General features: G+C 73.2%; 15 protein-coding genes. 4 read left to right on the top strand and 11 right to left on the bottom strand.

Annotation, left to right across the window (positions count from 1 at the left end; genetic code table 11):
• Positions 1–61: 61 nt before the first annotated feature.
• The 4 genes from OV090_RS11575 to OV090_RS11590 form a co-directional block, all read right to left on the bottom strand.
• On the bottom strand, positions 62–919 hold the full coding sequence (locus OV090_RS11575; protein WP_267703649.1) for a sigma-70 family RNA polymerase sigma factor: 858 nt from the start codon (positions 917–919) through the stop codon (positions 62–64).
• A gap of 163 nt (positions 920–1,082) precedes the next feature.
• Entirely contained in the window at positions 1,083–3,671 is a 2,589-nt protein-coding gene (locus OV090_RS11580; protein ID WP_267703650.1) for a serine/threonine-protein kinase, read from the bottom strand.
• Positions 3,672–4,820: 1,149 nt separating this feature from the next.
• Complete coding sequence (locus OV090_RS11585; protein ID WP_267703651.1) at positions 4,821–6,287, bottom strand: hypothetical protein; 1,467 nt, start codon at positions 6,285–6,287, stop codon at positions 4,821–4,823.
• Between the two features lie 383 nt (positions 6,288–6,670).
• Positions 6,671–8,050: a mercuric reductase gene (locus OV090_RS11590; protein ID WP_267703652.1), complete on the bottom strand. Its 1,380-nt coding sequence runs from the start codon at positions 8,048–8,050 to the stop codon at positions 6,671–6,673.
• 150 nt (positions 8,051–8,200) lie between these two features.
• Between OV090_RS11590 and OV090_RS11595 the strand changes: the two genes are divergently transcribed.
• The gene (locus OV090_RS11595) at positions 8,201–9,292 is read left to right on the top strand and encodes a DUF4241 domain-containing protein (RefSeq protein ID WP_267703653.1); all 1,092 of its coding nucleotides are present in this window, start codon (positions 8,201–8,203) and stop codon (positions 9,290–9,292) included.
• A gap of 768 nt (positions 9,293–10,060) precedes the next feature.
• Positions 10,061–10,495: a hypothetical protein gene (locus OV090_RS11600; protein WP_267703654.1), complete on the top strand. Its 435-nt coding sequence runs from the start codon at positions 10,061–10,063 to the stop codon at positions 10,493–10,495.
• Positions 10,496–10,762: 267 nt separating this feature from the next.
• Here OV090_RS11600 and OV090_RS11605 read toward each other — a convergent pair whose 3' ends face one another.
• On the bottom strand, positions 10,763–12,229 hold the full coding sequence (locus OV090_RS11605) for a hypothetical protein (protein WP_267703655.1): 1,467 nt from the start codon (positions 12,227–12,229) through the stop codon (positions 10,763–10,765).
• 849 nt (positions 12,230–13,078) lie between these two features.
• The gene (locus tag OV090_RS11610; protein WP_267703656.1) at positions 13,079–13,366 is read right to left on the bottom strand and encodes a hypothetical protein; all 288 of its coding nucleotides are present in this window, start codon (positions 13,364–13,366) and stop codon (positions 13,079–13,081) included.
• A 131-nt stretch (positions 13,367–13,497) separates the two neighbouring features.
• Here OV090_RS11610 and sigJ point away from each other — a divergent pair, with 131 nt between their 5' ends.
• Positions 13,498–14,382 carry an RNA polymerase sigma factor SigJ gene (sigJ, locus tag OV090_RS11615; protein ID WP_267703657.1) on the top strand — a complete coding sequence of 295 codons (885 nt, stop codon included), beginning with the start codon at positions 13,498–13,500 and terminating at the stop codon, positions 14,380–14,382.
• Between the two features lie 51 nt (positions 14,383–14,433).
• Here the strand turns inward: sigJ and OV090_RS11620 are convergent, their stop codons facing one another.
• From OV090_RS11620 to OV090_RS11640, 5 genes are all read right to left on the bottom strand, one after another.
• On the bottom strand, positions 14,434–15,060 hold the full coding sequence (locus OV090_RS11620) for a glutathione S-transferase family protein (protein ID WP_267703658.1): 627 nt from the start codon (positions 15,058–15,060) through the stop codon (positions 14,434–14,436).
• Between the two features lie 54 nt (positions 15,061–15,114).
• Entirely contained in the window at positions 15,115–16,122 is a 1,008-nt protein-coding gene (locus OV090_RS11625) for a hypothetical protein (RefSeq protein ID WP_267703659.1), read from the bottom strand.
• Positions 16,123–16,199: 77 nt separating this feature from the next.
• On the bottom strand, positions 16,200–16,988 hold the full coding sequence (locus OV090_RS11630; protein ID WP_267703660.1) for a hypothetical protein: 789 nt from the start codon (positions 16,986–16,988) through the stop codon (positions 16,200–16,202).
• Positions 16,985–17,560 carry a sigma-70 family RNA polymerase sigma factor gene (locus tag OV090_RS11635; RefSeq protein ID WP_267703661.1) on the bottom strand — a complete coding sequence of 192 codons (576 nt, stop codon included), beginning with the start codon at positions 17,558–17,560 and terminating at the stop codon, positions 16,985–16,987. Before OV090_RS11635 ends, OV090_RS11630 begins: the two co-directional genes overlap by 4 nt.
• A 74-nt stretch (positions 17,561–17,634) precedes the next feature.
• Positions 17,635–18,690 carry a hypothetical protein gene (locus tag OV090_RS11640; protein ID WP_267703662.1) on the bottom strand — a complete coding sequence of 352 codons (1,056 nt, stop codon included), beginning with the start codon at positions 18,688–18,690 and terminating at the stop codon, positions 17,635–17,637.
• 237 nt (positions 18,691–18,927) lie between these two features.
• Between OV090_RS11640 and OV090_RS11645 the strand changes: the two genes are divergently transcribed.
• Positions 18,928–19,491, top strand: a complete 564-nt coding sequence (locus OV090_RS11645; RefSeq protein WP_267703663.1) for a hypothetical protein — start codon at positions 18,928–18,930, stop codon at positions 19,489–19,491.
• Positions 19,492–19,554: the final 63 nt, after the last annotated feature.

Raw genomic sequence — 19,554 nt, forward strand, 5'->3', positions numbered from 1 at the left:
TCCGCTCGCCGGCCCTTCATGTCCCGGAGAACATGTCCCCGGGGGCATTCATGCGAGCGGATCACTCCGGCCCGCGGAACAGCCCGCTCATCGACAGCTCGAGCTGGCTGCGCACCAGGCCGAGGATGCTGTCGACCTCCGCGCGCTCGACCTTGAGTTGGCGCTCGAGCAGCGCCTGCGTCCCGCGCAGCAGGGCCTCGCGGCCGCGCGTGACCCAGCGGGCCGCGGTCGCCCGGTGGACCCCGTAGACCGCGGCGATCCGGTCGATGCTCAGGCGGTCGAGGAAGTACAGGCGCAGCACGTTGCGCTCATCGGTGCCGAGGCCGGCGAGCGCGTCGCGCAGCGCCTGCTCGACCTCGCGGCGGTACTGCGACTTGAGGAACGACAGCTCGGGGTCGGGTGACGCGGGGTGCTGCGCCTCGTCGAGCTCCGGCGCCGGCACGAGCCTGTCGGCGCGCGCCTGCTCGCGGAAGTTGAGGGCCATGCGCACCGCGGCGACCCGCAACCACCCGCCGAGCGGGCCCCGGCCGGCGTAGTCGCCGATCTTCGCCGGCGCCCCCGGGCGGCCGACCAGCAGCTTCTCCCACAGCGCCTGGCGCAGGTCGTCGCGCTGGGCCGCGGGCACGTTGCGGCTCCTCAGCACCGCCTCGAGCTCGCCGCCGTGGCGGGCCTGGATCGCCGCCGAGGCCCCGACGACGCGCAGGTAGCACGCGCACGCGAGGTAGAAGTCGGCCGCGTACGCTGCCGCGAGCTCGGCGGCGTGGCGCTCGGCGTGGGCGTCGAAGCCGGCGCGCGGGAGGTCGAGGTCGGGCCAGGCGGCGCGCCCGTCGGCGTAGCTGCGTGCCTGCAGCGCCACGCGCTCGGGGCCGGCTGCTCGCGCGCCCCCGGACACGTCGTCGGCGGTTGACTCGTCGCGCATCGCCGGGCGCGACGATACTGCCCGGCCCCCGGGCCGTAAAGCCGCGCTCGCGCGCCTCCGCGTCGCTTGCGCCTACGCAGCGCCGGCTCGCCTCTTCATGACCGCCAGCCAGTCGCGCGCGTCGGTGTCGCTCGCCTCGGCGTCTCTCCCGGGGAGTCGCGCCTCAGGGCGCCTCCACGGCGGCCAGCTCCTCCGCGATGCCGACCACCTCGGGGTGCTGGGCCCCGAGCGCCGCGGCGTAGATGGCGTGCGCGCGGCGGTACAGCTCGCGCGCCTCCGCGGTCGCGCCGGCGTCGCGGCGCAGCTGCGCGAGGTTGTAGATCACCGAGCCGACCTCGAGGTGACCGGGGCCGAGCGAGCGCTCGAAGGCCGCGAGCGCGCGCTCGTACAGCCGCTCGGCCTCGAGCGGCGCGCCCATGTCGAGGCGCAGCAGCGCCAGGCTGTTGAGGCTGCTGGCAGTGCGCGGGTGGTCGGGCCCGAGCGCGCGCTCGTAGATCGCCAGCGCGCGGGTCTGCAGGCCGAGCGACTCGTCCACCGCGCCGCGGGCCCGCTGGACGACCGCGAGGTCGTGCAGCGTCTCGCCGACGCCGGGGTGGTCCGGTCCGAGCGCGCGCTCGGAGATCGCCAGAGCGCGCTCGTACAGGCGGACCGCGTCGTCCAGCGCCCCCGCGCCGTAGCGCACGCCGGCGAGGTTGTGGAGGATCATGGCGACGTCGGGGTGCTCCGGCCCGAACACGCGCTCCTCGATGCCGAGGGCGCGCTCGTACAGATCGCCGGCGGCCGCGAGCTCGCCGAGCGCGTGGCGAGCCGCGGCCAGGCCGACCAGGCTGCGCGCGACGTCCGGGTGCCACGGGCCCAGCTCCTGCTCGCGCACCGCCAGCGCGCGCGCGTGCAGGCGCGCCGCCTCGGCGTAGTCGCCGACGACGTCGTCGACCGCCGCGAGTCGGCTGTCGAGGTGCGCCTCCTCGAGCGGCGACGCCCCGGCATGCAGGGCCAGCTGGGTATGGGCCGAGCGCGCCCACACCCGGCCCTCGGCGGGCCGCGCCGCCGCGTAGCCGACCACGTAGGCCAGGTCGGTCGTGATCGCCAGCGCCAGGCCGCGCGCCCGCGCCTCTTCGGCGGCCGCCAGAGCGCGCAACAGGCCCGCCTCCGCGGCCGGGTAGTCGCCGCGCTTCTCGTGCAGCCCGGCGGCCCGGAATTCCGCTTCGCCGACCAGCCCCGGCAGGCCCGAGGCGCGCGCCGCCCCGACCGCCGCGTGCGCGGCCGCCAGCGCCGCCTCGTAGTCGCCCACGGCCTGCAGCGAGCGCGCCCCGGCCAGTCGGACCCGCAGCTCGCGGGCGGCGCTGCGCTGCGCCTGCGGCACCTCGGCCCGCTCGCGCAGCGCCGCCGGCTGGGTGCAGGCCGAGGCCGGCGCCAGCTCGGCGGCGGCGTTGGTGGCCTGCGTCAGCACCACCACGTCCGCGTCGCGCAGCTCGTCGACCAGGGCGACGAAGCCCGCGCGCGCCTCGTCCAAACAGTCCTCGGCGCGCGCGCGCAGCTCGGCGTCCCAGCTCGCCTCGACCGTGTGCGCCCGGCAGGCCGCCTCGGCCGCCCCCCGCCAGTCCGCGGCCCAGCGGTCGAGCCACGGCACCGTGCGGGCGAAGGTCGCCGACGCGAACGCCTTGCCGGTGGCCAGGAACGACCGCTCGACCTCGCTCCGCGCCGCCGCGCCCCACACCTCGTCGATGCGCGCCCCCGCGGCCGCACAGGCCGCCACGCGGCCCGCCAGCTCGCGCGCCTGCACCTGCTGCCAGCCCCACGCCGAGAGCGCCACGAGCAGCCCCGCGAGCCCCAGCAGCAGCGCCGCACGCCGCCGCCGCGCCCCCGACAGCCCGCGCCCCAGCGCGTCCAGCAGCGCGGTCATCGACGCGTGACGCCGCGCCGGCGCGCGCGCCAGGCCGATCGCCAGCGGCGCGCGCAAGCCCGCGGGGATCCGGTCGACCCGCGCGACCTCCCGCCCCGGCCCCGTGCCGGCCAGCGCCCCCGGCGTGAACGGCCGCACCCCCTGCAGCGCCTCGTACAGCGCGACGCAGAACCCGAACTGATCGCTGCGCGCGTCCGCCAGGGCCCCCTGCCACAGCTCCGGGGCCATGTACGCCGGCGTGCCGAGCAGCGCCCCGGTGCGCGTCATCGCCTCGCTGGCGGTCGGCAGCGGCCGCGCCGGATCGAAGGTCTCCTCGACGCTCGCAGTCGCGGCCACGCGCACCAGGCCGAAGTCCGACACGCGCACGCGCCCGTCGCCGCCGACGAGCACGTTGTCGGGCTTGAAGTCGCGATGCACCAGCCCGGCGCCGTGCAGCGCCGCGAGCCCGCGCCCGGCCGCCACGAACATCGCCACGACCTGGGCCGAGTCGCGCCGCTCGCTGGCCAACCACTGCCGCAAGGTGCCGCCCTCGACGAACTCCATGGCGAGGAACACCTGCCCCTCGAAGCGCCCGGCGTCGAACACTGTGACGATGTTGGGATCCGACAAGCGCGCGAGCGCCTGGGCCTCCCGCAACAGCCGCGCCGCCGCAGCCTCGCGCGCAGCCCCTGCCAGCAGCCCGTGGTGAACCAGCTTGAGCGCGACGCGGCGATCGAGCTCGGGATCGTAAGCGGCATAGACGGTCCCCATGGCGCCGGCACCGACGAGGTGCAGCACCGTGTAGCGACCGACCCGATCGCCGGCGAACAGCCGTCGCTGCGCCCCCCCGCCGCGCGCCGACGGCGACATTGTCGGCGAATCCTCGAGGTCGTCCAGAGGCGCGAGCGGCGAGCGCGAACCATCTTCCCCGGCGCCCACCCGCACGAGCGCGCCGGACGACGCGCCCGACCTGTCCTCGGGGCCATCCCCGCGCGCAGGCAGCGAGCGCGACCTGTCCTCTGGACCAGGCGTCAAACGCGACCTGTCCTCTGGACCATCCCCGCGCTCAGCCGCGTCGCACGCTCCTCGCGACCTGTCCTCCGAACCATCCCCGCGCGCGAGCACGGCCGCCCCACGTGGCCTGTCCTCTGGACCATCCGCCCGCGCGCCGGCCGACGCGGGCGACCTGTCCTCGGGACCATCCACGCGCGCGAGCGCGGCGAGCAGCTCGCGGCAGGCTTCACACCCATCGAGGTGCTGCGCCACCGCGGCCTGCTCTGCCGGCGACAACCGCCCCGCGCTCAGCGCGTCGAGGGTGTGCTCGGCGAGACAACCCGCGCCGAAGCCGGTCATCGCCCCGGCCATGGCCGCGCGCTCCTCCCCCTCACCGGCGGGCACGGAGCAGCGACGTCGAGACCTCGCTCGCCGCCCGCCCCGCTCTCGCCTGCCCGCCCCGTCATCGCCCTCGCGCCGCGACGATAACAAGGAAGCGGCGCGATCGCGGCGCGCGAGGTCGTCCGCGCCGCGTGGAACTGCGCGTCGACATGTCCCAAGAGACACATTCAATGGGGCCCGGCCCGATGTTCGAGCTCGCCGACGAGGCCCGTGAGGCCTGCCGCGCCCGGCGCGTCCGCCAGTCCCATCATTGCAACGACGCGGGGGCGGCTTGCCACCTCGGCGTCGCGCCGCATCGCCGCCCCATCGCTCGTGGTGCCCCATGTCACGCCAATCGGCGTGGGCGCAGGATGTCACCGAGGCTCTCTCGGAACGGCGCCCCAGCCATCGACAAGCGTTTCTTTGGGGCGTTCCAGACGCAGCCAGCGCGCGAGCAGTCAGCGCCGGCATTCGCCTCTGATCGCCGAGGTAGCGCTCCACTTCATCGGTGCGAGCACATCGGCGCGCCAGCGCAGCCCGCCAGCACCCGTGCAGCATGGCCACGCCCCACCACGGGTGCTCGCGACAAACCACCCGCGAAGGGCCGCCCGCGTCCACCTGTGCTGGAGCGCGTCGCCCCGGCCGTCACGCGAGCGTCGTCGCAACTGGCCGCGCGGGCACCAGCAGGGCCGCCGCGCACGGAGCGATCACCGAGCGCAGACAGTCGGCGCGCAGCGCCTCGCGCGCCCGCGCGGGCAGTCGCCCGTGGCGGCGCAGAAGCGCGGCCGGCAGCAGATCGGGGTCGGCCGCCTGCGGCCGCACGGTGAACGCCGCGGCGGCGATGCCCCGCAGGCGATCGTCGCCGCGGGCGAGCACCCACTGCACGGTGCGCCACGCCAGCACGGCGTGCCGCTGCTCGTCCGCGGCGAGCGAGCTCAGCCGGGCCGCGACCGCCGGATCGACGCAGCGGCGCGCGGCCTCGGCGAGCTCCGCCGCCGCGAGCGTCTCGCCCACGCACCCCTCGACGATCACCGCCGTCAGCACCGATGCAACGTCGCCCGTCTCCGCGAGCGCGTCCGCGACCGCCAGCGGCCCCGGGCCGACCGGCGCCCCCGCGTACGCCGACGCGAGCGCGAAGCAGCGGCGCGCGTGCTTCACCTCGTCGGCCTGCGCGGTGCAGGCGTCGACGACCAGCGAGGCCGGCGCGCCGAGGCCGAGCAACTGCAGCACGAAGCGGGCGAACGACGCCACCGACGCGTGCTCGGCCAGCGCGTCGGCGGTCCACAGCGCCGCGAGCCCGGCCCGCGCGTCGGCGTCGAGCTCGGCGAGTAACGCGGGAGGCGCCTCGGACATGTCCGATGGGTCTTGTTCTTCGAGATCCCCGTCGCGCCAGTCGGTCCGCTCCGCCGGAGCCGCGGTCCGGGCCGCGCCGTCGACCATGAACGGGCGCCCGTCGCCGCACGGCCCCCACTGCGAGAAGATCTGGCAGCACTGGCCCTCGTGCAGCAGCGGCCCGCACACCCACTCGAACTCGACCCATTCGCACAGCGACGACAGGTCGACGCAGCCCGGGCCGCAGGCGTCGCACGACTCGCTGCCCTCCGGCAGGTCGCCGCAGACGCGGTAGTACCCCCCGCACCCGACGTCCGGGAGCACTCCTTCGCAGCCGAGCGTGTCCATCATGTCCGCGGGCATCAGCGGCTCGCCGAGGCTCCACTGACACCGCTCGCCGGTCGTCGTGTCGTCGGCGACGGTCGTCCCGCTGCTCGTGCCGCCGACCGGCTCGCCGGTGCTGCTCGTGGCCGGGCCTGTACTGCTCGCATCCGGGCCGGTGCTCCCCGTGGCCGGGCCGGTGCTCCCCGGACCCGAGCCGGTGCTCCCCGGCTCCGCGCCCGGGCCGGTCGACCCGGGCGCGCCGGTGTCGCCCGTGGTCGTCACGCTGGCGCCGGTCGTCGGCTCGGGCGCCGCGCTCGTGTCGGCCGCAGTGCTCGCCGGCGGCTCCCCGCCCTCCGCGCTCGTGTCCGACAGCGGCCTCGCCGAGCAGCCGCCGAGCAACGTCAGGCCGAGCGCCTGCAGCAGCGCCGCGCGCAGTGAAATCAGTGAGGTCGACATCGCCTCACGCTACGCCCTGGCGACCGGGCCGTCCACCACCGCGCCGCCGTGCGCCTCGCGCCCGACAGCGCCATGCACCGTCCCGCGAGCGCTTCCGTGCGCGACGCCCGGCGCCGGTTCACCAAAGCTCGAGCCGATCGGAGCGAACCTCCAGATCTCGCGGCGCCGGCCTACCCCGAGCCATCGCCGGCAGTGTTCATCCCGCTGTGAGGCGCTCGAGTCGCGCCCGGCGTACGGGCGGGAGTCGGCTCTCGAATCTGTGCCTGCTCGAAATGGTGGCGGAGAACGGCTGCGCCCCGCGATCGAGTAGTGCATGCCGCGCGGCCATGACTTTCACCAAAAATATCGCTCGCACCAGGCTGCTCGCGGGCCCCGACGCCGTCTCAGCGCGCCGTCATCACATTATTCAGACTCTCGGCCAGCGTCGGGTGGGCGAACGTCGCGTCACGAAGCATCGACGCAGTCAGTCCGCCCATCATCGCCACCTCGAGCACCGACATCAGCTCGCCCGCCGCGACCCCGAGGATCGTCGCCCCGAGGATCCGCTCCGTCTCGGCGTCGATCACAATTTCGATAAAGCCGCGGGCCTCGTCCATCTCGAGCGCACGCGCGACCCGGTCCATCCCCATCCGCGCCACCCGGATCGCGCGCCCTTCACCGCGCGCCTCGGCCTCCGACAGGCCCACGCGCGCCAGCTCCGGATCGGTGAACACCACGTACGGCACCATGCGCCCGCGCGTCGTCGCTTCTCCCCCGCCCAGCAGGTTGGTGTGCAAGATCCGGTAATCGTCGTACGCGATGTGCGTGAACGCCGGCCCGCCCTTCACGTCGCCGACCGCGAACACCCCCGGGGCGCTGGTCGCCAGGCGCTCGTCGACCTTCACCTGACCGCGCGCATCGACCTCGATCCCCGCCGCCGCCAGATTCAATGAGTCGGTGTTGGGCGTGCGCCCGGTCGCTATCAACAGGTGCGATCCCACGAACGTTCGCTCGCCGTCCCGCGTCTCGCACGTCAGCGCGATTTGCTCGCCGTCTCGCGTCACCCGCCGCGCCTGGCTCTCGAGCCAGATCTCGATCCCCTCGGCCGCCAGCACCTCGCGGATCGCTGCCGCCGCGTCGACGTCCTCGCGCGGCAGCAGCTGCTTCGCGCGCTGTACGATCGTCACCCGGCTGCCGAAGCGGCGGAACATCTGGGCGAACTCCAGGCCCACGTATCCGCCGCCGAGGACCAGCAGGTGCTCCGGCAGCGTCCCCAGCTCGAGCATGCCCGCGTGGTCGAGCCACTGCACCTGCTCGAGGCCTTCGAGGTGCGGCACCGCAGTGCGCGCGCCGGTGTCGATCACCACCACCTCGCCGGCGATCCGGCGCGAGCCGCCTTTGTTATTCAATGAGACCTCGAGCTGCCGTGGGCCGACGAAGCGGCCGGCGCCGAACATCAGCTCGACGCCTGGCTGGGCCTCGAGGGCCGCGCGGCTCGAGTCGGCGAATGGGCGGACGATCTGGCGCGTCCGCTCGCGCACCCGCGCCATGTCGACGTTCACCGCCGACGTGTGCACCCCGAAGTCGCCGGCCCGGCGCGCCAGGTAGGCCACCCGGGCGCTCGCCACCATCGTCTTGGTCGGCGTGCAGCCGGTGTTGACGCAGGTGCCGCCCAGGTGCGCGCGCTCGACGAAGGCGACCCGGCGACCCGCCGCCGCGAACGCCAGCGCGAGGGGCTTGGCCGCCTGCCCCGAGCCGAGAATCACCACGTCGTAGCGGTCCATCGCCCGGAGGGTGACCGCGGATGCTCATAAAGACAACCGGGCGGCCGCTCCGACCCCGCGCGCCGCCGATCGCTCGGGCCGCCTTCTTCCTCGCGTCGGCGATCGTCTGCGCCGCCGCTCCTCGCCACATCGGCTACAGTCGCCCGCAGCATGACCTCGGCGCCCTATCCTCTGCCCAACGCGTTCGCCCCGCTCCGCGCCGCCCACCTCGGCGGCAAGCGGGCTGCAGGCGTCAAGGATGTCCTCGCCGCCGGCGAGCTCGTCCTGACCAGCGGCCGCCTCGTCGCCTGCGATCCCCTGATTCAGCCCGAGCGATCGCCGTTCACGCGCGCCCTCGTCCCGGGCAGCTACCCCGTCTATTTGTTCGTCGCCAGGGCCGGCGGCACGATCGGCTTCGCCGAGGTCCGGCTGGGCACCGCTGCGGTCGCGCGCTTCGAGATGGCCACCCTCCCGGGCCAGGACGCCGCCACTCTCGGCCCGCGCGAGACCTTTTGTTATCCCGTCGACACCGGCCTCGGCTGCTTCGCCGACGAGGTCGCGCTGATCCGGCTGCGCGAGGCCGACGCCGCGCGGCGACAGCACTCCGACGATCCCGGCTATTACGACGCAGTCGTCCGCCCCGGCCTGGAGGCCAATGGTGGCACCTGGCTGAATCACCGCCCCGAGCCCGGCGCCGCCGACAACGTGGTGTTCTTCCGCTCCGGCGACGGCGATGGCAGCTACCCGACCTGGTTCGGCCTCGACGCCGACGATCGAGTCGCCTGCGTCGTCACCAGCTTCCGCTGCTTCCCCGAGCCCGAGACCGCCGAGGACAGGCAGGCCAGGCTCGCCCAGGCGTTCGCCCCGCTGATCGCCGCGGTCGAGCGCGACATCGGCGAGGGCCTGCGCGCGCGCGGCTTTGTCGGCCCCGAGGCGACCTACAAGCTCAAGGACCGCGAGCTCAAGCTCGTCTACACCCGCGATGACGGCCTGAGCTTCGAGGTGCTGAGCTCGACCCACGCCAATCATCACCTGTTCACCACCCAGTTCCGCTGGGCCCGGGGCCGCACCACCCTCGACGTCGGCAACGAACACCGCAAGGCCGGCATCAAGCTCGACCTGAAGGAGGGGATCGCAGTCGGCGACGCCGCCTTCCTCCACGCCGCCCGCCTCGGCGCCTCGTACGTCGCCCACTGGGACCCGCTCGAGCAGGCGGTGCTCGGCTACCTGCCGGTCAAGCGCAAGAAGTCGTCTGTCCCGTAAAACCTGTCTATAGAGACATGTTCATAAGAACATCGGCGATATTCGAGCGCTCCTCCATGTCGAGCATTGGATGGACGGCCGGGACGCGCTTGACGGGCGCAAACGCGAGGAAGCCGAAGGGAAAGCCATCCAGGCCGAGAGCTGTTGGAGCGCTCCCGATTTCCGGTGTCTGGGAGGGCGCGGGACCGCGCTCCTCACACACGATGCTGCAGAGCCCGTAGGATACGCCGCTCCGCGCCTCAAGCAGGGTTGTGGCAACATGCTCGCCAGGAAGCACGTGCCCAAGATAGCGAGCTTGTTTCTCCTGGTGGCCGCCTGTGGCGACAATGAGTCGGTGACGACCGAGACGGCGGGCACTCCCACGTCCGCGCCGAGCACCAACAACCCTGTCACCACGAACGACCCCCCGACCACCGACACCGATGACAGTACCGGGACGACCGCGGGATCGACGGACGCGACCAGCACGCCGCCCACGACCGGCACCTCGTCCGTCGAGGGAGGCCCGATGTTCCTCAGCTTCAGCGCGAACGTCGCCACGCTCACGCAGGACGAGTCGGTCACCTTCTCTGCGGTACTGACCGATCCCGACGGTGTCACGGATATCGTCGGAGGCACTCTTCGCAGCGCCGACGAGTCGCTCGAGTTCGGAGTGTTCGTGGCCGCCGACAGCCCGGGACGTACTCGATCTCGCTGTCCTGGGCGCAGATTCATCAGTCGGCTCCGATCGAATTCGACGGGGGCCAAAGTCCGCGAGTGTTTCGCGCGGTGTTCTTCGATCAGGGAAGTCACAAGGCGACCGAGGAGGCCATGCTCGACCTGGTGTGCGCCGGCGGAGCGGCCTGCGACGGAACCTGCACGGATCTCGCCGTGGATGGCCTCAACTGCGGCACCTGTGGCGTCACCTGCGACGGGGGCGAGGATGCCTGCGCATCCGGGGCGTGCGCACCGACGTGGGGCCGGTGCGTGAATTTCGACGAGGGGCTGGAGACGTGCACGGCGATCTGTCAGCGAAGCGGTGAGACCTGCGTCGAGAAGGGCTGCCTGGGCGAGAATACGGCGGAGTACTTCGGTAACTTCGAAGATTGCGAGGACGGCCACGGCCCCGGGTACGGCGATATGCCGTGCGACCAGCCACATGAGTGGGACTCCGGCAAGTTCGCCGTTAAGTGCTGCTGCACCGACACGAAGCAATCGCGATAGGCCGCTCATACCTCGCCCGCCGTGATGACGCGGATCGAGCCGCGCCCGGGCTTGCGGGGGTCGTCGGCGAGGCGGAGGATCTGACAGTCGGGGACGACGTACAGGCCCTCCATGTCGCGCATGTGGTGGATGGCGCGGGCGTCAATCCGGAGCCCTTGACGGCGAGAACGCCGGGGACGATGGCCTCGAGGGTGAGGCGCTGGAGCGAGGCGCCGCCGCGCTCCGTGCCCGATGCACCGCCGGCGAATGTGGCCGCTGCCAGGCGGCCTAGCCCGGCGGCGGCGGCGGCGGCGGCTTCTCGAAGCAGACACCGATCTCCAGGATCATGTAGAGCAGCACCAGCTCCTGCGGGTTCAGGCCCGGATGGTTGTCGCTCGAATTTTCAAACGTGCTGTACATCATCCGGCCGCAGCCGTACTGGCCGGTGATCGCCATCGGCCGGATCATCTGCGGGTTCGAGCAGCTCGCGCACGGGCCCTCGACCCACGTGTGGTGGCCGACGTCGACGTCCTTGCCCTCCATGTCCTGGACGATGACCGGCGAGATGACGTCGATGCCCGAGTAGTTGAGCCGTGTCAGGATCCCGGGCAGTTGGTTCAACGTCGGGTTCCCGCCGCCGATGTCCTTCAGCGCCGGCGGCAGCGCCTGCAGCCACGCGAGCAGCTCCGGGTCGACCACCGTGCCGTTGGAGTCGTACGCCGGCTGGATGTCCGGCATGGCCGGCGCGTGGAACTCCTGGTAGTCGGGGAACGGCTGCTCGATGTACTCGTTCGAGTGATCGGTCGCGTACCACTTGCCGCCGCCGGCCACGTACGCCTTCACGTTCTCGCGGCGCGAGTCCGGCACCGTCGGCGCACCCGGCCAGAACTTCGTCGTCGCGCACGGCACGAAGATGATGTGGTACTTGTTCATCTCCGTCAGGTTCTCGAGGAACACCGGCGAATCGTCGTTGATGAGCGTGAAGTTCTGGGTCCCGCCGATCAGCGAGCCGTCGCCCGCGACCTGGCCGAGTCCGAACTTGGCCAGCACGTTCTTCACCTTGTCGGGGTCGGTGTCGTAGACCGCGATGCGGGGGATCCACATCCCCGCGTCCGGGTTCCATTGACCGGGCAGGTTCGTCTGATCGGCGGCCAGCGCCGTCGCCCCCGGCGCGATCTCGAGGTCGACGACGCGCAGGAACTGCCCCTTCTGCACCACCAGCTTCTGGTTCGGCCCCGAGACCACCGGCAGCGAGAAGGTCCCGTCGGGCGCAGTGAACGCGCTGGGCGTGTCGCAAGCCAGCTTGACGCACTCCGCGCAGTAGGACCCGTCGGTCGGCGGCTCCACGGGACCGCTGGTGACGTAGACCAGCGCCCCGGAGATCGGCAGCTGCAGGTTCGGCGCGTAGACCGTGCCGGTGAGCATGGCGTCGGGGGTGATGCTGCAGCCGTCGGTCTCGCTGCCGCCGAGGTCCGAGCCGCCGACGTCGAACTTGGGCCCGCTGGGATTCCCGGTGGTGGGCGCCTCGGTGGTGCTGCTCGTGTCCTCGCTGGTGCTGCTCGAGCTCGTGGACGTCGAGGTGCTCTCCGAGGTACCGGTCGAGGTACCGTCCGAGAGGGTGCTGGGCAGGGAAGTCGAAGTCAGGGGGCCCGGCGAGGTCGCCTGCGTCGCGGTCTGCCCCGCGCCGTCGTCGGAGCAGCCTGCCGACAGCGCCGAGACCAACGAGAGCGCCCGCCAGGAGGTCGCGGAACGCATGCGAAGCCGATCGTCACATCGATGCACGAGGCCCACGGTACACCCTGCTGCTGCGTGGCGTCTACCGCCACGCAGCCAGCGCCGAGAAGTTTCTCCGTGAGTTCCATGAAGTCGGCGCTCGCACGGATTGAAGCCGGACCTGCCATACGGCGCCTCACCCGCGCGCTCGACCGGCGAGGCATGACAGCTCGCGGCGGTCCGCTCCGCCGCCGACGTCCAGTGCGTCGATGATGCACCGCGACGCGTCATGCCGAGGGTGCACCGCGAGCTCCAGGCTCGAGCCTCGAGCGAACGCCGCATCATCGGTGAGCTGCTGCGCGTGAGCGATGACCCGGAAGTCATGCCCACGCAGTCGCTCGAACAGCCGCTGCCGGAGCGGCGGGGCCGGCTGCCCCGGAGAGGCAGCGAGACACGGCTTCACGCGCTCCTCGCCCCCGTCGAATCATAGAAGTGGCGGACCTTCCCGCCGCCACCTGCGAGTGATGTGATTGCCCGCGATCGAATCCCGCTCGGCCGTCCGGGCAGGCGCCAGGCCCGACGCACATGGCCCAACAGCCACCGCTCCGCGACAGTTTTTTTTAAAAAAGAGAAAATCGCCGAGCGCCCCGCCGGGCGGGGCGCTCGGCGCGGGGCTCAGCCGTGATGGCTGGTACCGGCCTTGACCTTGCTCTTCGTCTTCATCGGGACCTCCTCCGGGTACCAAGCTTACTCGCCCCGCCGCGGCCGACGAGGACCGCCTTTGCGCGCGCTCGTCGGCGCTCCGCGGCGTGAAATCGCCACCGCCGAGGCGCACGGCCGCTCGCGCCGCGACCGATCATTGCCCGTCGGACATGTCCATCGGAACATGTCCTATCGACCCGGCCGATACGACCCGATCACCGTCACCGGCTCCGGCAGCGGCGCCGCCGCGAAGCGTCGCAGCTCCTCCTGAAATTGCCGACCCTCGGGCAGGCTCGGCAGCGGGTTGTCGACGCCGTCGTCGAGCTCGAGCAGCGCCACGTAGGTCGCGCCGTCCGGCAGGCGCCCGTACCAGTAGCGGACCCCGGCGGGCTGCTGGCGGTGGACCGCGGCGAACAGGCGCTCGATCGCCGCGTCGAGCTGCGGCGCGTCCTCGGCCTGGACCGTGTAGCGAACCATGAGCGTCCTCACTTGCATCCTCCTCGTGTTCGGGCCGAAAGCGCCCCGTCCGCGGCGCTTCGCGGTCACGTCGGCGCGACTTCGGCGGTCTTCTGTTTGAAAAGACCCACCGCGACCGAGGGACGTGACCGATGGAACAGCGAGACTGGCTGGCGACCCACTTCGAGGCGCACCGCGACCACCTGCGAGGCGTCGCCTACCGCATGCTCGGCTCGCTGAGCGAGGCCGACGACGCCGTGCAGGAGGCCTGGCTACGGCTGAGCCGGGCAGACGTCGGCGCCGTCGACAACCTGCGCGCCTGGCTCACCACAGTGGTCGCGCGGATCTGCCTCAACCTGCTGCGCTCGCGCGGCACCCGGCGCGAGGAGCCGCTGGGCCCGCACGTGCCCGACCCGATCGTGCGGCGCGAGGACGGCGTCGATCCCGAGCGCGAGGCGCTGCTGGCCGAGTCCGTCGGCCTCGCGCTGCTGGTCGTGCTCGACGAGCTCGCGCCCGCCGAGCGGCTCGCGTTCGTGCTGCACGACAGCTTCGGCGTGTCGTATGGCGACATCGCCGCGCTGGTCGGGCGCACCCCCGAGGCCGCGCGCCAGCTCGCCAGCCGCGCGCGCCGACGCGTGCGCGACGCGGCGCCCGTGCCCGACCCCGACCTGGCCCGCCAGCGCGAGGTCGTGTCCGCCTTCTTCGCGGCCACGCGCGCCGGCGATCTCGGCGCCCTCGTCGCCCTGCTCGCCCCCGACGTGGTGCTGCGCGCCGACGGCGGCACCGCGCGCGCCGACGTCTCGGTGGTCGCCCGCGGTCCGCGGGCCGTCGCCGAGCACTCCCTCGGCTTCGCCGCGCTGGCCCCGTTCGCCCGCCCTGCCGTGGTCAACGGCGCCGCCGGGGCCGTCGTCGCCCCCGAGGGCCGGCCGTTCTCGGTGATGAGCTTCACCGTCACCGGCGGCAAGATCGCCGCCATCGACGCGCTCGTCGACCCCGAGCGGCTCGAACGGCTCGACCTCGGCGACCTCGACGAATGACATGTCTTTTGAGACATGTGCCATTCGCCCGGGCCGAGCCTCGCGCGGCGCTCACGCCCACTCGGTCAGGCCCTCGATCGCGTACAGGCGCCGCCAGCTCGGCCGCGCCTTCACGCGCCCGGCCAGCGCCGCCAGGTGCGGCCATTCCGTGGCCGGCCGCGGCATCTTTCGCGACCAGCGCATCAGCATCGTCGCGTACAGGTCGGCGGCGCTGACCTCCGCCCCGAGCAGATACGGCCCGGCCGCGCCGAGGTGCGCGTCGAGGCGGTCCCAGGCCGCCTCGATCCGCCGGCGCGCCGCGGCCAGCACCGCCTCGCCCTCGGCGCCCTCGGCCTCCGGATAGAACCACCAGCGAAACGCCGGCTGCAGCGAGTTCGCCAGGTACAGCATCCATTGCAAGTAGTCGCCCCGCGCCGGCGAGGCCTGCGGCGGGGCGAGGTTCGCCTCGGGGTGGCGCTCGGCCAGCAGCAACGCCAGAGCCGCCGTCTCCCAGCGCGGCGCGCCCTCGACGATCAAGGTCGGCACCACCCCGCCCGGGTTGAGGCGCACATAGGCCGGGTCGCGCTGGGCCCCGGCGTCGAGGTCGACGCGGCGCAGCTCGTGCGGCGCGCCGATCTCGAGCAGGAGCAGGTGGACCAGCATGCTGGCCGAGCCGGGCGAGTAATAGAGCGTGTACATGCGGTGGCGCGACGATACCCGCGCGCCCCCGCCGAGCTCAAGCGGCTCGCGGCGTCACGGCAGGCCGCACAGGCCCACGTCCTCGTAGCCCGACGGCGCCTGCATCGGGTCGAACCACGGCAGGCACTCCTGGCCGACGCCGGGGCAGAAGTCGGGGTCGCCCACGACGCAGAACAGCATGCAGCAGCCGGCCGCCATCGGGTCGCACTCGCTGGCCGTCGACGGGTCGGCGCAGATCAGCCCCGGGTCGCAGGCGTTGGCGAACTCGCAGGTGTCGAACACCTGGCCTTCGGCGCCGCTGGCGTCGAGGACGCAGATGAAGTTGTCGGTGTCGGGCAGCGGGATGCAGGCGTCGGTGCCGGGGCAGTTCTGGACGAGCGGGTCGCAGTCCGGCAGGCAGACATTCAGGCCGCCGTCATTGAGCACGGCGCAGTGGCTGCCGGCCTCGCAGGTCGGCGCCTCCGGCGAGCCCAGGCACAGGCTGACGCAGGTGCCCTCGAGGGTCTCGGGGTGGGCGTCCCAGCACATCGCCCCGATCTCGCAGTCGTCTTCGCCGCTCCAGAACTCGCCGGTGATGTGACAGGGATCGCCGACCTCTTCGGGCGTCGGGTCGAGGTCGACGCAATGCCACGCGTTCCAGGACGGGCCGAGGCCGCCTTCGGAGTACGGCGCGCACTTCTGGCCCGCCGGGCAGTCCTGCGCCCACGCATCGCACGCGGGATCGCCGGTCTCGCCTTCGGTGGTGCTGCCGGTCTCGCCGGTCTCGCCGGTCTCGCCGGTCTCCCCGGTCGCCGTCTGCGATTCGCTCGAGCCCCCGCTCGAGCTCTGCCCCTCGGTGGCGTTCGTGCTCTGGCCTTCGGTGCCGCCCGAGCCCTGACTGCCGCCCGAGCTCTGCCCCTCCGTGCCGGCGTCGGAGCTTGGCCCCTCCGATTCGCCGCTGTCCGAGCCCTGGGTGTCGCCGAATTCCCCGAGCAAGATCTTCGGGTCGCAGGCGACGAGCGAGAGCCCGCCGAGCAGGAGCCCTGCCGCGCGTGTGATGAATGGAGATGAAACGATTCGCATGCTCATGGTCCTCACGCGAAGATTGTCCGCCGGCCGCTCATCGCATTAATAAAAAGCATGCGTCGCGACCGGGCGCTTCACTGCGCCTCTGATGAGTCCTTTAAAACATGTCCCGTGGGACACGCTGCGGCCACCCGCGCAGCGTAGGTCGAGCGCGGGTGGGCGCCCAGGAACACTGCCGCCTCGTCGGCCCCGCGCGCGACCTCGCCTGCCGCGCACAGCGCCAGCACGCGCAGCGCCTGGCGCTCTTCCGTCATGCTGCCGGCGGCGAAGTCCTGCGCGTGGCGGTCGAGCAACCTCAGCGCCGCCCCAGGCTGACCGCTGCGCAGCGCCGCCTGGGCCTCCTGCAGCAGCGCCATCTCGGCGAGCACCCGATCGCCGTCGGCGACCGCGTCGCTGTCCCCCGCGAGCCCCTGCTCGTCGGCGACGACCTTGCTCGCACGCGGCTGCGCGCCGCGAGCCGTGCCCGCCGGTCGCTGGCGCCCCGCCGGCCCCGCCGCAGCGGGCCCCGCTTCCGGCCGCACCGTCTCGTGCCAACGGACCCCGCCGGAGGACTCCTCGCGCGTCCGCGCCTCCTGCGGCTCGGCCTCCGCGGCGTCGTACGCGGCCTGATCTCGCATGTCCCTCAGGACATGTCCCGACGCGAACATCCCGGCCAGGCCGAGCTGCCAGGCCGCGAGCAGCAGCAGGCCGGCCGCCAGGGCCAGCCACGGCGCCAGGCTCGGCGTGGACCTGCGGGCGCGCCCGTCCTCGCGCTCGGCCGCCGCGAGCGTCGCCCACAGCTGCGCCTCCGCGGCCGCCGACGGGCGCGCGCAGGACTTGTACGCGGCGATCAGCGCGCGGGCGGACGTCGATTCATCGGTCATGGCGGCCTCCGGACGGAGCGAGCGCGCAGGCGCTGGCTGAATTGCTCGAGCTTGAGCCGCGCGGCCCGCAGCCGCGAGAACACCGTGCCCAGCGGGATCTCGAGCGCCTCGGCGATCTCCGACGCCGTCAGCCCCTCGATGTCGGCGAGCAGGAACACCAGGCGCTTGTCCTCGTCGAGCCCGTCGAGGAACTCCTGCATGAACCCGGCCGCCTGGCGCAGCTCGAACGACGCCTCGGGCTCGCGCGGCGGCAGCGGCGGCTCGACCGCGGACAGCCGCCGCTCGCGTCGCGTGTGCGCCCGGCGGCGCATCAGCACCACGTTGCGGGTGATCCCGAACAGCCACGCGGGCAGCGAGCGGGACGGCTGGAACGTGTGCAGCCGCCGATGCACCACCAGGAACACCTCCTGGGCGACGTCGTCGGCCTCGTCGGCCGGCACGCCGAACGCCCGGGCGATCCGCCACACCGTCCCGAGGTGACGGGCGAACACCTCGCGCAGGCTCGGCGCGCCGCAGTCGACGTCGGCCGCGAACTCGGCGGACGTCAGGGGCGTGTCGAGCGTCTTGCTCACCGGGCCGATCTTTTCCGCCGAGGTCCGATCGCATTAACCCCGGCGCACGATTTTTTTCGCGCGCGCACGATCGCTCACGGGAACCGCGCCTCGACCTGCAAGAACCCGCGGAAGGCCGCCGGACCGACGCGGCGGATCTCGCGGTCGCCCTCGAACACGAACTGCGGGCGGCGCAGCGCGAACGCGGCCTCGGCCAGCAGCCCCACTGCGAAGAACCCCCGCGACGCCCGCGGCGCCCACATCAACCCGGCCCCCACGGTCGCCGCCCCCCACAGCGCGGTGGCCGTGTAGTTCCGCTCGCCGCCGAGGCCCGCGGCCTGCAGGGCGCCCAGCTCGAGCCCGGCCTGCAGCGGCAGCTCGAGCGGCCCCGCGCGCAGCACCGGCCCGCCGCGCAGCTGCCCGGCGTGGACCGCGAATTCGGCCCCGTACGGCAGCTCGCCGGGGCGCCACACCTCGGTCGTGAACCACCGCGCGTAGCCCAGGGTCAGCCGCGCCCGCGGCCACACCAGCCCGGCCCCCACCGCCAGCCCGGCCTGGACCGGCAGCATGCCCACCTGCACCCCCGGCCCCACGTACACCAGCCCGCGGACCGCTCGCCGCCGCGGCGCCCGCGAGCCAGGTGCCAGCGGCGCGTCGGCGGGCGGCGCCTCGACCTCCGCGAGGGCAGGCGCCGGTCCGCCCTCGCTGACCGCCTCGGGCTCCGGCCCGGGCTTCGGCGGGGACGGCGTCGGGGGGTCGGGCGGCGCGGGCACGACGTCCTCCGGCTCGCGCTGCGCCGGATCGACCGCGATAGCGATCACGAACGCCGCCGCGCGCACTGCCGCGTCGCAGCTGGCGACCGCGAGCGTGCGCTCCTGGGTGCGCCCGTCGGTGGCGATGGCGACGGCCACATGCCAGCCCGCGCCGTCCGGGCGCGCCTGCACGCGGATGCTCCCCGTCGCTCCCGACGCGGCCGCAGGGTCGAGGTGGCGGGAGATCTCGGCCCGCAGCACCTCGGCGTCGGGGCAGCCCGCAGGCGCGTCCCACTCGATCGACGGCAGCGCGGCGGCCCGCGTGGTCGCCGGGGCGCTCACGCCCAGGCCCAGGCCCAGGAGCCCCGGCGCGCAGCGAGAGAGCGATACCCGACCCATGCGGTCGCCGCAGGATACGTGAGACGCCCCGTGTTGCAAACGCGGACGTTCCCGGTCGCGCGCTCCCGGACGCGCACCTCGCGGCCGGCCCGGGCCGCGATCGCGACATGTTCCATAAAACATGTCTCAAGGAACATACCAAACCGCGCCACTCCAGCCCCGCCCGAGGTGCCATCATTCACGCCTCGCCGGCGTGCCTCGCTGGCGACCGAACCGGCGATCTCTTACCCTCGTCGCATGCCCCGCGCTCTTCGGTACGCGCTGACCCTCGCGCTGGTCACGGCCGGCGCGTGTACCCACGCCAGGTCCGGGCCGCTCGCCGAAGACCGAGCCGACGAGCCCGCGGACGCAATCGCAAATCCCGGAGCCCCCCCACAAAGCGGCGACGTACCGCCGGCCGTCGATCAATACCTCCCGCCGGGTCAGGAGCCCGGCCCGCCGCGCTGGCGCATCTCCGAGGTCGACCCGCGGCTGGTCGTCCGCGAGGGCAGCGACGAGCTCGGCTTCCTCGAACAGCCGTGCGCCTACGACGATCCGTGCGGCTGCCTCGTCGCCGCCGAGCACCGCTATCGCCGTGGCGAGGACGGCTGGTCGATCACCGTCGTGCTCCCCGAAGTCGAGTTTCGCCAAGTCGTCAAGCGCGGCACCTGCATCCAGGGCTGCGGCCACCAAATGCCGCCCGAACCGACCTCGGTCCGCTCGCTCGGCGCGATCGACCCCGCGGCCGTCGAGATCGTCGTGCAGCACCCGCGCAGGGTCGTCAAGAAACAGACATGCACCGATCCGCTGACCCCACCGTGACCGCGCCCCGCGGCTGCGTGGGATGATTCCCCGCTCGGGCTCTGCGGATGGAGCTGTGGCGCT

The organism is Nannocystis sp. RBIL2, from assembly GCF_026626745.1.
GTDB lineage: Bacteria > Myxococcota_A > Polyangia > Nannocystales > Nannocystaceae > Nannocystis.